Source organism: Streptomyces sp. NPDC006134 (assembly GCF_040628835.1).
In the GTDB taxonomy this organism is placed as follows: Bacteria; Actinomycetota; Actinomycetes; order Streptomycetales; family Streptomycetaceae; genus Streptomyces.
Map to the genome: position 1 here is coordinate 1 of NZ_JBEXTV010000042.1, position 14,690 is coordinate 14,690.

Below are 14,690 nucleotides of genomic sequence, written 5' to 3' on the forward strand. Positions count from 1 at the left end.
GGGCCCCCGCCCCCCCCCCCCCCCCGGGGGGGGGGCCGGGGGCGCCCCGGGCCGGCCCCCGCCCCCCCCGCCGACCCCCGGTGGCGGGATCTGCTCCCGCACCGGCGGGCGCGGTTCCTGCACCGCGTGGCCGAGCTGATCGAGGAGAGCGCCGAGGACCTGGCCGCCCTCCAGACCGCGGACACCGGCAAGGCGCTCGCCGAGACGCGCGCCCTGGTCGCCAGCGCGGCCGGCACCTTCCGGTACACTGCCGCCGCCCTGGAGACCGCCGAGGACGCGCTCACCCCCTCCCGTGGGGAGTACGTGACGATGAGCGTGCACGAACCCGTCGGCGTCGTCGGCGCGATCAACCCGTGGAACTCCCCGGTCGCCAGCGACGCCCAGAAACTCGCTCCCGCGCTCGCCGCCGGCAACGCGGTGCTGCTCAAGCCCGCCGAGTGGACCCCGCTGGTCTCGCTGGCCCTGGGCCGGATCGTCACCCGCGCCCTGGACGAACACGGCCTGCCCACCGCCCTGCTGGCGGTCCTGCCGGGGCCCGGCCGGGTGGTCGGCGACGCGATCGTACGGGACCCGCGCGTCGGGAAGGTCGCCTTCACCGGCGGCACGGCGACCGGCCGGGCCCTGGCCCGGACCGCCGCCGAGAAGCTGATGCCCGTCTCGCTCGAACTCGGCGGCAAGTCGCCCACGATCGTGCTGCCCGACGCCGACGTCGAACAGGCCCTGGCCGGCGTGCTGTTCGGCATCTTCTCCTCCAGCGGCCAGTCCTGCATCGCCGGTTCGCGGCTGTTCGTGGCGCGGACGGTCTACGACGACTTCCTCGGCGCCCTCGTCGAGCGCGTGCGCAAGCTGCGCGTCGGCCCCGGCACGGCACCGGACACCCAGGTCGCCCCCCTCGTCCACCCCGCGCACCGCGACCGCGTCGCCGCCTACGTCGACCTCGCCCGCGCCGAGGGCGCCCGGGTCCTGTGCGGCGGCGCCGCGCCCGAGGGCCCCGAGTACGCCGACGGCGCCTACTACCTGCCCACCGTGCTCGACGGGCTCGCCCACGACGCCCGCACCTGCCAGGAGGAGATCTTCGGCCCCGTCCTGGTGGCGCTGCCCTTCGACGACGAGGAGGACCTGATCCGCCAGGCCAACGCCACCGTCTACGGGCTGGCCTGCGGCATCTGGACCCGCGACCACCGCGCGGCCTGGCGGATCGCCCGCCGGATCGAGGCGGGCACCGTCTGGATCAACACCTACAAGCAGTTCAGCGTCTCCACGCCCTTCGGCGGCATGAAGGCCAGCGGACTCGGCCGCGAGAAGGGACGCGACGGCATCCGCGCCTACCAGCGCCAGAAGTCCCTGTACTGGGGCACCTCCGCCACCCCTCTGCCCTGGGCCGGCTGAACACCGCCGCCCCCTCCTCCCGCCCCGGGCCGGCCCCGCCCCGGAGAGATCCGGCCTCCCGCCCCCGGAGAGAGCCGGCCCCACCCCGGAGAGAGCCGGCCCCGCCCCCGGAGAGACCGGAGACCCATGTCCCACCACCCCGCCCTTCAGGACCCCCCGATCGCCCGCCTGCGGGCCCTGCGCTCCGTCGAACTGCTCACCCCGCACTTCACCGAGGCCACCGGCTTCTACGAGGAGGCATGGGGCCTGGAGGTCGTCGAGGCCGGGCACAGCGCGAGCTGGCTGCGCGGCACCGGCGAGGAACACCACGCCCTGCAGCTGACCCGCGCCGACCGGATCGGCCTGGGCCGGCTCGCCTTCGCCGTCGCCACCCCGGCCGAGATCGACGAGGCCGCCCGCCGCCTCGAACGCCGCGGCATCACACCGGTGACCGGCCCCGGCCCGCTCGACCAGGTCGGCGGCGGATACGGCCTGCGCTTCCACGACCACGAGGGCCGCCTGATCGAACTGTCCGCCGACACCTGGGCGGTCCCGCCGCGCGGCCGGGACGCCGCCGTGCCGGTCGGCGTGACCCACGCCGTGCTCAACACCCCCGACATCGACGCCTCCGTCGCCTTCTACCGCGAGGTCCTCGGCCTGCGCGTCTCCGACTGGTCCGAGCACCAGATGGCGTTCCTGCGCTGCAACAGCGACCACCACTGCATCGCCTTCAACCAGGCCGACTGGGTGTCCCTGAACCACGTCGCCTACGAGATGGACTCCCTGGACCACTTCATGCGCGGCATCGGACGGCTGCGCCACCACGGCGTCGTCCCCCGGTGGGGTCCGGGACGGCACGGCCCCGGCAACAACACCTTCTCCTACTTCACCGACCCCACCGGCCTGGTGTGCGAGTACACCTCCGAGGTCGCGCAGGTCGTCGAGGACCGCTGGATCTGCAAGGTGTGGCGGCGCGTGCCCGAACTGTCCGACCTGTGGGGCACCGCCGGCCCGCCCTCGAAGCTGATCCGCGCCCACATGGCCGGCACCCCCGACGGCAGCCCCGTCCGCCCGCCCGCCGAACCACCCGTCGATGCCGAACCGTCCACCGAACCACCCGTCGACGCCGAACCACCCACCGAACCGCCGCCCGCCGCCGCCCCGCAAGGAGCCCCCGCATGAGCCCCCTCGTCCCGCTGAAGGTCGGCCTGGTCGGCTGGGGCGCGATCGGCCGCGTCGTCGGCACGGCCCTCGCCGCCGGCGAGATCCCCGGCGCCACCCTGGCCTGCGTCGTCGACAACCGCCCCCTGGGCGGCGCCGCCCCGGCCGGCCAGGTCCCCTTCGAGACGGCCGTCGAACGCGCCGACCTGATCGTGGAGGCCGCGGGCCAGGGCGTCGTGCGCGAGTGGGGCGAGCGCGTCCTGACCGCCGGCACCGACCTGCTCGTCGCCTCCACCGGCGCCCTGACCGACGAGGACCTCGCCAAGCGGCTGCTGTCCGCCGGGCCGGGACGGGTGTACTTCACCGGCGGCGCCGTCGGCGGCCTCGACCTGCTCCAGGCCGTACGCGCCCTCGGCCCCCTCGACGAGGTCCGGCTCACCACCACCAAACTGCCCGCCACCCTCGAACAGCCCTGGATGGACGAGGAGTTGCTCGAAAGGATGCGCACGGCCACCGGACCGGTCGAGGTGATGGACGGCACCGCCCGGGACGTCCCGGTCAAGTTCCCCCGGTCGACCAACGTCGCCGCCTCCGTCGCCCTGGCCGTCGGCGACCTGGACGCCGTCCGGGTCCGCGTCGTCGCCGACCCGGCGGCGGTCCGCACCCGGCACGTCCTCGAAGCCCGTGGCCCGCACGGCGCCTACCGCTTCGAGGCGTCCCACACCCCGGACGCCGGCAACCCCGCCACCAGCCGCGTCGTCCCGCACGCCGTCCTGCGCTCCCTGGGCGCGCTCGCCGGACGGCCGGGGCAGATCCTGTGAGCGCCGCGACCGGGGTGCACGTGGAGGAGGCGGGCGCCGACGGCCCGCTGCTGCTCTGCCTGCACGGCATCGGCTCCTCGTCCGCCTCCTTCGCGCCCCAGCTCGCCGCGCTGTCCGAGGACTTCCGCGTCGCCGCCTGGGACGCCCCCGGCTACGGGAGGTCCCCCGACCCCGACGGCCCGCTCGGCCTGGACGACTACGCGGACGCGGCGGCCGGCGTCATCCGCGCCCGCGGCGGCCGGGCCCACGTGCTCGGCGTGTCCTGGGGCGGCGTGATCGCCCTCCGCCTCGCCGTCCGCCACCCCCGCCTCGTCGACTCCCTGATCGTCGCCGACTCCAGCCCCGGCTCCGGCACCGACCCGGCGAAGGCCGCCGCCATGCGGGCCCGCGTACCGGAACTGGAGGCGCTCGGCCCCCGGGCGTTCGCCGAGAAACGCGGCCCCCGCCTCCTGTCGGACGACGCGCCCCCCGCACTCGTCCGGCGCGTCGTCGACACCATGGCGGCCTCCGTACGCCTGCCCGGCTACGCCCACGCCGCCGAGTCGATGGCCACCGCCGACCTGCGCGCCGACCTGGCGCACGTCACCGCACCGGCCCTCGTGCTCTGCGGCGACCGGGACCGGGTCACCGGACCGGACGCCGCCCAGGCGCTGGCCGGGGGCCTGCACAGGACGGCCTACGTGATCGTCAAGGACGCCGGTCACCTGGCCCACCAGGAACAGCCCGAGCGCTTCAACGCCTGGGTCCTGTCCCACCTGCACATCGTCACCGACCCCACCCGCCATCACACCCACCCCACCCACCGGAAGGACTGACCCCATGCCTCTGACGACCACCGAGTACGACAACGGCGGCGACCTCTCCCAGTACACCGACTCCCTCATCGCCACCCGCGCCTCCCGCGAGCCCGACTGGGGCACCCTCTCCTTCCAGGAGAAGGCCGGCCCGCAGTACCGCCGCGCCCAGATCCGCTACGTCGGCTCCGGTGCCACCGGCAACCACGAGGACGACCGGCGGATCCTCCCCTCCGGCGGCTTCACCTTCTCCAACATGCTGCTGCCGCCGGGCGCCGAGGGCCCCGCCCACACCCACCACGACGTGGAGGAGGCGTTCTTCGTCCTGGAGGGACAGGTCCGCGTGGGCATCCACCGCGGCCCGGACGAGGTGGAGTACCGCACCCTCGGCTACCGCGACATGATCGTGGTGCCGGCCGGGGTGACCCGCTCGCTGAAGAACGAGGGCGACACCGACGCGCTGTTCTGCGTCATCATCGGCACGCAGAAGCCGCAGGTGCCGACCTACCCCGAGTACTCGCCGCTGTACGGCGTCAGCCGTGACTGACGACGTGCGCACGGTCGTCGTGACCGGGGCGGGCCGTGGCCTGGGGGAGGCCATGGCCCGCCGGGCCGCCGCCGACGGCCACCGGGTCGTCGTCGCGGAACTGAACGAGGAGTGGGGCGAGCGCACCGCCGCCGCCGTCCGCGCCACCGGGGGAGAGGCACGGTACGTGCCCTGCGACGTGGCGGACCCCGCCTCGGTGGCCCGCCTCGCCGACGCCGTCCGCGGCCTCGGCCCGGTCTGGGGCCTGGTCAACAACGCGGCCCTCGCCAACGGCGTCGGCGGCAAGGAGTACCAGGACATCGGCGTCGAGGAGTGGGACCGCCTGATGGCCGTCAACGCGCGCGGCCCCTGGCTGGTCGCCAAGGCCCTGCACCCGCTGCTCACCCGCCCCGGACGCATCGTCAACATCGCCTCCGACGCCGCCCTGTACGGCTCCCCGCGCCTGGCCCACTACCTCGCCTCCAAGGGCGCGGTCATCGCCCTGACCCGCGGCATGGCCCGCGAACTGGGCGAGCACGGCATCACCGTCAACGCCGTCGCCCCCGGGCTCACCGAGTGCGAGGCCACCGAGTCCGTCCCCGCCGCCCGCCACGCCCTCTACGCGGCCCACCGCGCGATCCCCCGCCCCCAGCAGCCCGACGACCTCGTGGGCCTCGTCTCCTTCCTGCTCGGCGAGGAGTCCCGCTACCTCACCGGGCAGGTGATCGCCGTCAACGGCGGCTTCACCACGCACTGACACCGACCTTCAGGAGAATCCCATGGATCTGGGTCTCGCCGGCCGGACCGTCCTGGTCACCGGCGGCAGCTCGGGCGTCGGCCTGGCCACGGTCCGCGCCCTGCTCGACGAGGGCGCCAACGTCGCCGCCTGCGGCCGGGACGCGGACCGCCTCGCCGCGGCGGCGGCCCGCCTGGGCGGCGGCGACCGGCTGCTGACCGCCGTCTGCGACGTGCGCGACGCGGACGCCGTACACGGCTTCGTCCGGCGGGCCGCCGAACGGTTCGGCCACATCGACGGCCTGGTCAACAACGCGGGCCAGTCGCGCATGAAGCGGCTGGACGAGACCACCGCCGAGGACTGGCGCGACGAGCTGGAACTGAAGTTCGCCGGCGTCCTGCACCCCCTGCGGGCCGCCCGCCCGCACCTGCGCGCCTCCGACGCGGCGAGCGTCGTCAACGTCAACGCCGTCCTCGCCAAACAGCCCGAGCCCCGCCTCGTCACCACCAGCGCGGCCCGCGCCGGCATCCTCAACCTCTCCAAGTCCCTCGCCGCTGAACTCGCCGCGGAGGGCATCCGCGTCAACTCCGTCTGCCTGGGCCTGATCGACACCGGTCAGTGGACCCGCCGCCACGCCGCCGACGGCTCCGGCCTGGCGTACGAGGAGTGGCAGGCCCGCCTCGCCGCCGACCGGGGCGTCGCCCTCGGCCGTCTCGGCCGCGCCGAGGAGGTCGCCTACGCGATCGTGACGCTGCTGTCGCCGCGCGCCTCGTACATCACCGGAACCGCCATCGACGTCTGCGGCGGGGTCGGCCGCGGCATCCTCTGAGAGGCAGCACGCATGACGTACCGCACCGGAGGCGACCTGCTCGTCGCCGTCCTGAAGGAACTCGGCATCGACACGGTCTTCGGCATCGTGTCCGTGCACAACCTCCCCCTCGTCGAGGCCGTCGACCGCGACCTGCGCTTCGTGCCCGTACGGCACGAGGCGACCGCCGTCAACGCCGCCGACGGCTGGGGCCGGGCGCGCGGCACCCTCGGCTGCGCCCTCACCTCCACCGGCACCGGCGCCGGCAACGCGGCCGGCTCCCTCGTGGAGGCGCTCGCCGCGGGCACCGCCGTCCTGCACGTCACCGGGCAGATCGAGAGCCGCTTCCTGGGCGGCGGACGCGGCTTCATCCACGAGACCAGGGACCAGCTCGGCATGCTCGCCGCCGTCTCGGCGTACGCGGCGACCGTCCCGGACATCGCGAGCGCGGGCCGCCTGCTGCGGGAGGCCGCCGCCGCGGCCCTGGCCACCCCCGGCGGACCGGCCAGCGTGGAATGGCCCGTCGACCTCCAGTACGCCGCCCAGCGCGACGACGGCACGACACCCCCCGCCACCTCTGTCCCCGAGCCCGACCCCGCACAGCTGGCCGCCGCACGCGACCTGCTGAGCACCGCCCGCCGCCCGCTGGTCTGGGCGGGCGGCGGCGCCACCCGGGCCCGCCGCGAACTGCGGGACCTCCTGGAGGCCACCGGCGCCGGACTGATCACCTCCAACTCCGGCCGCGGCTCCGTCCCCGAGGACCACCCCCAGGTCATCGGCAACTTCGCCACCACGCCCGCCGTCCGCGCCCTGCTCGCCGACGCCGACGCGCTGGTCACGGTCGGCACCCACTTCCGCTCCAACGAGACCGCCGACTACACCCTCACCCTCCCCGGCGCCCACCTCCAGATCGACGCCGACGCCGCCGCCCTCGGCCGGGTCTACCCGGCCCGCCACGCCCTGCACGGCGACGCCGCCCGCGTCCTGCCGCACCTCACCGCCCGCGCGACCCGCGCCGAACCGGCCTGGACCGCCCGCGTCCACGCCGTCCGCGACGAGGTGCGCCACGCCCTGCGCGACGCCATCGGCCCCCAGGCGGCGATCTGCGACGCGCTCGCCGCCGCCCTGCCGCCCGGCGCGATCGTCGCCCGCGACGTGACCATCCCCTCCTCCACCTGGGGCAACCGCCTCCTGCCGATCCACGATCCGCGCGCCAACGTCTTCCCGCGCGGCGGCGGCATCGGCCAGGGCCTGGGCATGGGCATCGGCGCCGCCCTCGCCCGCCCCGACGTCCCCACCGTGGTCGTCGCCGGCGACGGCGGACTCGCCGTCCACCTCGGCGAACTGCTCACCCTCGCCCAGGAGAAGCCCCGCCTCGTCCTGCTCGTCTTCAACGACGGCGGCTACGGCGTCCTGCGCAACACCCAGGACCGCTACGGCGACCGCCGCAGCGGCGTCGACCTGCACACCCCCGACTTCGCACGGCTCGCCGCCGCCTGCTCGCTGCCGTACGCCCGCATCGCCGCCGAGACCGACGCCCGGCCGGTGATCGAGGAGGCGCTCACCTCCGGCGGGCCGGTCCTCGTCGAGGTGGACCTCGCCGCACTCGGCCCGATGAAGACCCCGTTCACCCCGCCCGTGAAGATCCCCACCGCGTAGGGAGGCCCTCCGATGAGCGTCACCGAAGAAGCAGCGGAACAGGAACGCGCACTCCTCGTACGCCGTATGACGTGGGAGGCGGACGGCGTGCTCTCCGTCGAGCTGGCCGACCCGGCCGGCAAGCCCCTGCCCGCCTGGGACCCGGGTGCCCACATCGACCTGCACGTGGGCGGCCTCGTCCGCCAGTACTCCCTGTGCGGCGACCCGGACGACCCCGCCGTCTACCGGATCGCGGTCCTCGACGAGCCCGCCTCGCGCGGCGGTTCGCGGTACGTGCACACCCGGCTGCGCCCCGGCCAGATGGTCCGCACGGCCGGTCCCCGCAACCACTTCGCGCTGGAGGCGGCCGGGTCCTACGTCTTCCTCGCCGGCGGCATCGGCATCACCCCGATCCTCGCCATGGCCCGGCGGGCCGACCGCGACGGCGTCCCCTACCGCCTGGTGCACGGCGGCCGGACCCGCGCCTCCATGGCCTTCGGCGGCGAACTCGCCCTCCTCACCGGCGGCGACGTCACCCTCGTCCCGCAGGACGAGCGGGGCCCCATCGACCTGGCCGCCGCCCTCGACGGCCTCCCGGACGACGCGCTCGTATACGCGTGCGGCCCCGAGCCGCTGCTGGCCGCCGTGCAGGAGGCGTGCCCGCCGGGGCGGCTGCGGCTGGAACGCTTCACCGCCCCGGCCGTCGAACACACCGGCGACGACACCGCGTTCGAGGTGGAGTGCCGCGCCTCCGGGCTGACCGTCACCGTCGGCGCCGGCACCTCCGTCCTGGAGGCCGTGGAGGCGGCGGGCGTGTCCGTCCCCTCCTCCTGCCGCGACGGCATCTGCGGCACCTGCGAGACCCGCGTCCTGGCCGGCACCCCCGACCACCGCGACTTCCTGCTCTCCGAGGCCGAGCACGCGGCCGGCGCGACCATGATGATCTGTGTCTCGCGCTGCGCCTCCGACCGCCTCGTCCTCGACCTCTAGCAGGACTTCCGACGGATCCACCAGAAGCCCCGGACCACTTCACCGCCCCATGGAGGCCCCGATGACCACCCCCGCCTGGCCGTACCTCGACCCCCACCAGTCCCGCACCCGCGAACCCACCCCGTACGAGCTGAAACTCGCCCACACCCTCGAAGAGATCTTCACCCAGGACGGCCACGGCCTCGCCGACGTGGTCGCCGGGCTCAACGCCCGCCAGGTGCGCACCCCCGACGGCACGCCCTGGACCGAGGACACCTTCCGCGCCGAGATGCACCGCCTGGGAGCCTGACATGACCCTCACCACCGACGTCACCGCCGACCACGTCTACGCGAACGGCCTGCGCAACCAGTGGCACCCCGTCGTCCCCTCCCGCTTCGTCGAACCGGGCGGCATGCGCAAGGTCACCGCCCTCGGCGAGAACTGGCTGCTGCTGCGCGCCGCCGACGGCACCCTCTCCCTCCTCGCCGACCGCTGCCCCCACCGCGGCGCCCCGCTCTCCCTCGGCAAGCACCTCGGCGACCGGGTCGCCTGCTGGTACCACGGCGTGGAGGTGAAGGGCGACGGCACCGTCTCCTCCGTCCCCGGCCTGCCCGGCTGCACCCTGGAGGGCAAGAGGCTCGTCACCTCCCTGCCCGTGCGCGAGGTGGCCGGCGCGATCCTCGCCTGGTTCGGCGACGAGCGGCACCCCGAACCCGCCGCCCTCACCCTCCCCGAGCCGCTCACCGACCCCGAGACCGCGTCCTTCCTCTGCTACGCCGAGTGGAACGTGCCGTGGCGGTTCGCCATGGAGAACCTCCTCGACCCCATGCACGGCGCCTTCCTGCACCACGAGTCGCACACCATGTACGACGGCGACACCCAGGCCAAGTTCCGCATCCGCGAGACCGACCGCGGCTACTTCTTCGAGAAGACCGACCAGCGCGGCGTCAACTTCGACTGGGTGGAGCTGTGCCGCACCGGCGTCGACTGGGTCGACCTGTCCATCCCGTACCCGCCCTCCGCGGGCCCCGGCGGCGCCTTCGGCATCGTCGGCATGGCCTGCCCGGTCGACGCCGCACGCACCGGCGTCTTCTTCTGGCGCTACCGCAAGGTGTCCGGCTGGCAGCGCGACACCTGGCGCTTCCTCTACCGCACCCTCATCGAGGAACGCCACTGGCAGGTTTTGGAGCAGGACCGCGTGATGCTGGAGGCCATGCCCGCCGACGCCGACCGGGCCGAGAACCTCTACCAGCACGACCTGGGCGTGGTCCGCCTGCGCCGCCTGTACCGGCAGCAGGCCGAGGCCCAGGCGTCCGGCGGCCGGGACCGGTCGGCGGGATGAGCGGGGGCGCCGGCCGCTGGGCGGGCGTGCTGAGCCTGCTCGTGATCGTCCTGGTGTCCTACGTGGACCGGGTGAACGTCTCCGTGCTCGTCACGGACCGGGCGTTCACCGACCACTTCGGCATCACCGGCGACACGGTGGCGCAGGGCGCGCTGACCACGGCCTTCCTCCTCGGCTACGGCATCGCGGCCTTCCTCCTCACCCCGCTGTACGAAGCGCTGCTCGGGGTGCGCCGGGGCCTGTTCGCGAGCATCGCGCTGTGGGCGGCGCTCACCCTGCTCTCGCCGTACGCGCTCGGCGCCGTCACCCTCGTCCTCCTGCGGGCCCTGCTCGGCGCCTCCGAGGGACCGCTGTTCTCCCTCAAGACGATGTACGTGCGCGAGCACTTCGCCCCCCACGAGTCCGGCACCCCCAACGCCGTCGGCTCGATGGGGGTCTCGCTCGGCACGGCCGTCGGCCTGCCTCTGATCACGTACCTCGTCCACCGCTTCGACTGGCACGCCTCGTTCCTGCTGCTCGCGTTGCTCAACGCGGCGATCGGCCTGCCGCTGGTGTGGCTGTTCGTCCACGGGCGGGGCCGGCGCGCCCCGGCGCACGGCGGCGGTCTGCGCGCCACCCTCGCCCAGGCGCTGCGCACGCCGCGCCTGGGCGTGATCCTCCTCGTGGAGATCGCCACCCTCGCCTACCTGTGGGGCTCCACCGCCTGGCTGCCCGCCTACCTGCTGCGCGAACGGCACTTCTCGCTCTCCGCCATGGGAGCGGTCTCCGCGCTGCCGTACGTGATGTCGCTCGCCTCCGGCTTCCTGGGCGGCCGGCTCCTGGACCGGCTGCCCGCGCGGCTGCTGCCGCTGCTGTTCGTCGTCGGCGCGGCGGGCACGGCGAGCTGCGTCGCCGTCGTCATCGGCGCGGACTCGGACGGGGCCGCGGCCACCGGCCTCGTCCTCGCCAACGGCTTCTGGGGACTCCAGGGCCCCGCCATCCCCACCCTCGTCCAGCGCTGCGCGCCCGCCGACGCGGTCGGCAGCGCGTACGGCGTCGTCAACGGGGCCGGCAACCTGGTGTCCGCCTTCATGCCGACCGCGATGGGAGCCGTCATGGCGGCGGCCGGCAGCGGCTTCGGCGCGGGCTTCGCCCTGCTCGCCGTCACCCAGGGCGTGACCCTGCTGTGCGGGGCCTGGCTCCTGCTGCGCGGCCCTCAGCCCTCGCCGCCGTCCGCCGTCTCGCCCGAGGCGACGATGGACCGCTCCAGCTTGGACAGCAGCCGGGCCAGTTGACGCCGCTCCGCCGGAGTCAGCTCCGCGAGCATCCGGCGCTCGTTCTCCAGGTGCTCGGCGAACACCTCGTCCACCTTGGCGAGCCCCGCCTCGGTGAGCCGCGAGTACACCACCCGGCGGTCCCCGGTGTCCCGCTCCCGCACGATCAGGCCGTCCTTCTCCAGCCGGTCGATGCGCAGGGTCACCCCGGCCGAGGAGATCAGACCGGAGTCGGCGAGCTGCCCCGCCGTGAGCCGGTAGGGCGCGCCGGCCCGGCGCAGGGCGGTGAGCACGTCGAAGCCGGCCACGGCGAGACCGTGCCGCTCGATGGCGTCGGTCAGGCCGGCCTGGTAGCGCAGGAAGGTGCGGTGCAGCCGGGCCAGGACCTCCAGGGGGGAGGTGTCCAGTTCCGGCCGCTCCCGCGCCCAGTCCTCGATGATCGACGCGACGGCGTCCCGCCGGACCGCCGTCTTCTTCCCGGCCATGTACCGCCCCTCCCGGTGTCGCGAGCGTGCGCGTGTCCCCGCGCCACGCACCGGAAATCTTAGCCCTGAAATATATGCGGGTCCGCCCCGCGCGGGGGGATGACCGAGGCCGCGACGACCGGGGCGGACGGTCACTTCCGGGTGGCGACCAGGGTGACCGTGTCGCACGCGTACTGGTAAACGCTCCCCGGCGGGCGGACGGACTCGGTGAACGCGTAAGCGGTGAGGGTCGGGTGAGGGGAGGGCTCCGCCTTGAACTCCGGTCCACTGGTTCCTGCCGGGGACGCCTGCGGGGTCGCCCGCGGCGGGCAGCCGGCGCCGGGCAGGGGGCAGTCGGCCGGCCGTTCCTCCGGTTCCGTGCAGTCGGGCGGCGGGGGCTCGGAGCCGTAGGGGCTGGGCGGTGCCGGCGTCGGTAGGGTGCTGGTGATGTACTCGGTGGCCGCGTAACCGGCGGCGCTCACGACCAGGACACCGACCCCGAAGACACGCAGTAACCGGCTCACTTCGCCTTCCACCCTCCCTCGGTCGACCGCGCGTTCACCGTACACGCCCCCTTGCCCGCCTCTCCGTCCCCGTCCGCCGAGGAACCGCCGATGCCCACCGGGATACCGCCGACGCCGCCCGTCCCCACCTCCACCTCCGAGCGCACGCCGCCCTCGCGCCGCTCCGTCCTGTCGTGGGAGGCCGGCTGCTTCGTCGCGATCGGCGTCGTCTCCACCGCCGGGCAGGCGCTGCTGTACTGGCTGCTGCGCGGCTGGTGGCCGCCGGCCGCGGCCAACCTGGTGTCGCTGCTGGTGCTGACGGTGCTGAACACCGAGGCGAACCGGCGGCTGACGTTCCGGCACACCGCCGCGCCGCCGCTCCGCGCCCACCTCGGCGCCGGCGCCCTCTTCCTCCTCGGCTACCTGCTCACCTCCGGCGCGGTGCTGGGCTTCCGCCGCGCCGTGCCCGGCGCCTCGCCGGCCGCCGAGACCGCGGTGCTGGCCGCCGCCTCCGTCGCGGTCACCGTCGTACGGTTCGCCGTGCTGCGGCTGGCCGTCTTCCGCCGCCCCGCCCGCCGCCGTACCTGACCCCTGTCCGCCTGGTGACCTGGAGCGTCGTCCTCCAGTACTCTGTTGACGCTTTAATTGCGAGCGATTCGCAACAACCGTTTTCAGGCAATAAGGGTGTGAGGTACATGACGTCCCGTCGGATACGTGGAGCCGCCGCCGCGGCGGCGCTGGCCGCCGGGGTCGCCGCCTGTTCGGCGCCCGGAGGCGGAGCGGACGGCGGTGACGGCAAGTCCGCCGAGTCCGTCGTCATCGGGGTGGCCACCGAACCGGACACCCTCAGCCCGCTGCTGGGCTACGGCAAGGACGGCAACTCCAAGATCTTCGACGGGCTGCTCGCCCGCGGCGCCGACCTGAAGCTGAAGCCCGCCCTGGCGGCCACGCTGCCGAAGGTCGGCGACGGCGGGCGCACGTACACCTACACCCTGCGCGACGGGGTGAAGTTCAGCGACGGCGAACCGCTGACGGCACGGGACGTGGTCTTCACCTACCGCACCGTCCTGGACGCCAGGACCAACAACACCGCCAAGAGCGAGCTGGACGCCGTCAAGGACGTCCGGGCCGTCGGCGACGACAAGGTCGTCTTCACGCTCAAGTACCCCTACGCCGCCTTCGCCGCCCGCACCGTGCTGCCCATCGTGCCCGAGCACATCGCCGGCAAGCAGGACCCCAACACCGGTTCGTTCAACACCGAGCCGGTCGGCACCGGCCCCTACACCCTGGCGAACTGGAGCAAGGGCGAGAAGCTCACCTTCAAGGCCAACCCGCACTACTGGGGCGGCGCGCCGAAGGTGAAGACGCTCACCGTGGCGATCGTCCCGGACGACGACGTCCGCGCCACCCGGCTGCGCTCCGGCGACCTCGACGGCGCCGTCCTGCCGCCCAACCTGGCCGCCACCTTCGAGGACGACAAGGACCGGCGCACCTACGAGGCGAAGACCTACGACTTCCGCGCCGTCACCCTGCCCACCGCGGGCAAGGTCACCGGCGACCCCGTCATCCGGCGGGCCCTGGACGCCGCCGTGGACCGCCGGGCGATGGTCGACAAGATCCTCGACGGTGCGGGCAGCCCGGCGTACGGGCCGCTGCCCGGCGACGACCCGTGGTTCGCGAAGGACATCGCGCGCCCCCACGACCTCGCCAAGGCCAAGCGCCTCCTGGACGAGGCGGGCTGGAAGCCGGGCGGGGACGGCGTCCGCGTCAAGGACGGCCGGCGCGCCGCCTTCACCCTGCTGTACCCCTCCGGCGACAAGGTCCGCCAGGACCACGCCCTCGCCTACGCCTCCGACGCCAAGAAGGCCGGCATCGAGGTGAAGGCGGAGAGCGCCACCTGGGAGGTCATCGAGCCCAGGATGGGACGCGACGCGGTCCTCGCGGGCTTCGGCAGCGTCGGCGACCCCGACTTCGGCCTGTACACCCTGCTGCACTCCTCCCTCGCCGGCGACGGCTTCAACAACATGGCCCGCTACGACAACCCGGCGGTGGACGAGGCGCTCGACGCGGGCCGCCGCGGCCAGGACCCCGCCGAGCGCGAGGCCGCCTACGGCAAGGTCCAGCGCGAACTCGTCGAGGACCCCGGCTACACCTTCCTCACCCACATCGACCACCTCTACGTGCTCGCCGACCGCTGGAAGGGGCTGACCACGCAGCTCGAACCGCACGAGCACGGCTTCGCCAGCGGCCCGTGGTGGAACGTCGAGGACTGGCAGCCCAAGCGATGACCCGCACTCCCGGGACCC

Annotated in this window: 15 protein-coding genes and 1 pseudogene; 14 read left to right on the top strand and 2 right to left on the bottom strand. The window is 74.4% G+C overall.

Annotated features, from left to right (window positions below; genetic code table 11):
- Window positions 1–69: 69 nt before the first annotated feature.
- From ABZ340_RS25015 to ABZ340_RS25070, 12 genes and pseudogenes are all read left to right on the top strand, one after another.
- Window positions 70–1,389, top strand: a pseudogene (locus tag ABZ340_RS25015) (aldehyde dehydrogenase); the annotation flags it as partial.
- Window positions 1,390–1,515: 126 nt separating this feature from the next.
- On the top strand, window positions 1,516–2,550 hold the full coding sequence (locus ABZ340_RS25020) for a VOC family protein (RefSeq protein ID WP_358784057.1): 1,035 nt from the start codon (window positions 1,516–1,518) through the stop codon (window positions 2,548–2,550).
- Window positions 2,547–3,350, top strand: a complete 804-nt coding sequence (locus ABZ340_RS25025) for an aspartate dehydrogenase domain-containing protein (protein ID WP_358784058.1) — start codon at window positions 2,547–2,549, stop codon at window positions 3,348–3,350. Before ABZ340_RS25020 ends, ABZ340_RS25025 begins: the two co-directional genes overlap by 4 nt.
- Window positions 3,347–4,165 (top strand): alpha/beta fold hydrolase, encoded by an 819-nt coding sequence (locus ABZ340_RS25030; protein WP_358784059.1) that lies wholly within the window; start codon window positions 3,347–3,349, stop codon window positions 4,163–4,165. Before ABZ340_RS25025 ends, ABZ340_RS25030 begins: the two co-directional genes overlap by 4 nt.
- Window positions 4,166–4,169: 4 nt before the next feature.
- The gene (locus ABZ340_RS25035) at window positions 4,170–4,691 is read left to right on the top strand and encodes a cupin domain-containing protein (protein ID WP_358784060.1); all 522 of its coding nucleotides are present in this window, start codon (window positions 4,170–4,172) and stop codon (window positions 4,689–4,691) included.
- Window positions 4,684–5,427: an SDR family oxidoreductase gene (locus ABZ340_RS25040; RefSeq protein WP_358784061.1), complete on the top strand. Its 744-nt coding sequence runs from the start codon at window positions 4,684–4,686 to the stop codon at window positions 5,425–5,427. The genes ABZ340_RS25035 and ABZ340_RS25040 overlap by 8 nt, the downstream gene beginning before the upstream one ends.
- A gap of 22 nt (window positions 5,428–5,449) precedes the next feature.
- Window positions 5,450–6,235 carry an SDR family oxidoreductase gene (locus ABZ340_RS25045; protein ID WP_358784062.1) on the top strand — a complete coding sequence of 262 codons (786 nt, stop codon included), beginning with the start codon at window positions 5,450–5,452 and terminating at the stop codon, window positions 6,233–6,235.
- Between the two features lie 12 nt (window positions 6,236–6,247).
- Window positions 6,248–7,873 carry a thiamine pyrophosphate-binding protein gene (locus ABZ340_RS25050; protein WP_358784063.1) on the top strand — a complete coding sequence of 542 codons (1,626 nt, stop codon included), beginning with the start codon at window positions 6,248–6,250 and terminating at the stop codon, window positions 7,871–7,873.
- Window positions 7,874–7,885: 12 nt separating this feature from the next.
- On the top strand, window positions 7,886–8,842 hold the full coding sequence (locus ABZ340_RS25055; protein ID WP_358784064.1) for a PDR/VanB family oxidoreductase: 957 nt from the start codon (window positions 7,886–7,888) through the stop codon (window positions 8,840–8,842).
- Window positions 8,843–8,903: 61 nt separating this feature from the next.
- Window positions 8,904–9,131: a recombinase-like helix-turn-helix domain-containing protein gene (locus ABZ340_RS25060; RefSeq protein ID WP_358784065.1), complete on the top strand. Its 228-nt coding sequence runs from the start codon at window positions 8,904–8,906 to the stop codon at window positions 9,129–9,131.
- Window position 9,132: 1 nt separating this feature from the next.
- Window positions 9,133–10,164, top strand: a complete 1,032-nt coding sequence (locus ABZ340_RS25065) for an aromatic ring-hydroxylating dioxygenase subunit alpha (protein ID WP_358784066.1) — start codon at window positions 9,133–9,135, stop codon at window positions 10,162–10,164.
- Window positions 10,161–11,438, top strand: a complete 1,278-nt coding sequence (locus ABZ340_RS25070) for an MFS transporter (RefSeq protein WP_358784067.1) — start codon at window positions 10,161–10,163, stop codon at window positions 11,436–11,438. The genes ABZ340_RS25065 and ABZ340_RS25070 overlap by 4 nt, the downstream gene beginning before the upstream one ends.
- On the opposite strand, the gene ABZ340_RS25075 is transcribed toward ABZ340_RS25070, so the two are convergent.
- On the bottom strand, window positions 11,360–11,902 hold the full coding sequence (locus ABZ340_RS25075; RefSeq protein ID WP_358784068.1) for a MarR family transcriptional regulator: 543 nt from the start codon (window positions 11,900–11,902) through the stop codon (window positions 11,360–11,362). The genes ABZ340_RS25070 and ABZ340_RS25075 overlap by 79 nt on opposite strands.
- A 131-nt stretch (window positions 11,903–12,033) precedes the next feature.
- A complete protein-coding gene (locus ABZ340_RS25080) occupies window positions 12,034–12,405 on the bottom strand; it encodes a hypothetical protein (protein WP_358784069.1) in 372 nt (123 codons plus the stop codon).
- Between the two features lie 90 nt (window positions 12,406–12,495).
- On the opposite strand from ABZ340_RS25080, the gene ABZ340_RS25085 reads away from it, so the two are divergent.
- Both ABZ340_RS25085 and ABZ340_RS25090 read left to right on the top strand, forming a co-directional pair.
- Complete coding sequence (locus tag ABZ340_RS25085; RefSeq protein WP_358784070.1) at window positions 12,496–12,972, top strand: GtrA family protein; 477 nt, start codon at window positions 12,496–12,498, stop codon at window positions 12,970–12,972.
- Between the two features lie 107 nt (window positions 12,973–13,079).
- Window positions 13,080–14,672, top strand: coding sequence for an ABC transporter substrate-binding protein (locus ABZ340_RS25090; protein ID WP_358784071.1), 1,593 nt, complete (start codon window positions 13,080–13,082; stop codon window positions 14,670–14,672).
- Window positions 14,673–14,690 lie beyond the last annotated feature (18 nt).

Bases quoted from the DNA above. Each gene is read 5' to 3' on its own strand.
- ABZ340_RS25020 (WP_358784057.1), top strand. From the start codon at position 1,516: ATGTCCCACCACCCCGCCCTTCAGGACCCCCCGATCGCCCGCCTGCGG.
- ABZ340_RS25025 (WP_358784058.1), top strand. From the start codon at position 2,547: ATGAGCCCCCTCGTCCCGCTGAAGGTCGGCCTGGTCGGCTGGGGCGCG.
- ABZ340_RS25035 (WP_358784060.1), top strand. From the start codon at position 4,170: ATGCCTCTGACGACCACCGAGTACGACAACGGCGGCGACCTCTCCCAG.
- ABZ340_RS25045 (WP_358784062.1), top strand. From the start codon at position 5,450: ATGGATCTGGGTCTCGCCGGCCGGACCGTCCTGGTCACCGGCGGCAGC.
- ABZ340_RS25050 (WP_358784063.1), top strand. From the start codon at position 6,248: ATGACGTACCGCACCGGAGGCGACCTGCTCGTCGCCGTCCTGAAGGAA.
- ABZ340_RS25055 (WP_358784064.1), top strand. From the start codon at position 7,886: ATGAGCGTCACCGAAGAAGCAGCGGAACAGGAACGCGCACTCCTCGTA.
- ABZ340_RS25060 (WP_358784065.1), top strand. From the start codon at position 8,904: ATGACCACCCCCGCCTGGCCGTACCTCGACCCCCACCAGTCCCGCACC.
- ABZ340_RS25065 (WP_358784066.1), top strand. From the start codon at position 9,133: ATGACCCTCACCACCGACGTCACCGCCGACCACGTCTACGCGAACGGC.
- ABZ340_RS25070 (WP_358784067.1), top strand. From the start codon at position 10,161: ATGAGCGGGGGCGCCGGCCGCTGGGCGGGCGTGCTGAGCCTGCTCGTG.
- ABZ340_RS25075 (WP_358784068.1), bottom strand. From the start codon at position 11,902: ATGGCCGGGAAGAAGACGGCGGTCCGGCGGGACGCCGTCGCGTCGATC.
- ABZ340_RS25085 (WP_358784070.1), top strand. From the start codon at position 12,496: ATGCCCACCGGGATACCGCCGACGCCGCCCGTCCCCACCTCCACCTCC.
- ABZ340_RS25090 (WP_358784071.1), top strand. From the start codon at position 13,080: ATGACGTCCCGTCGGATACGTGGAGCCGCCGCCGCGGCGGCGCTGGCC.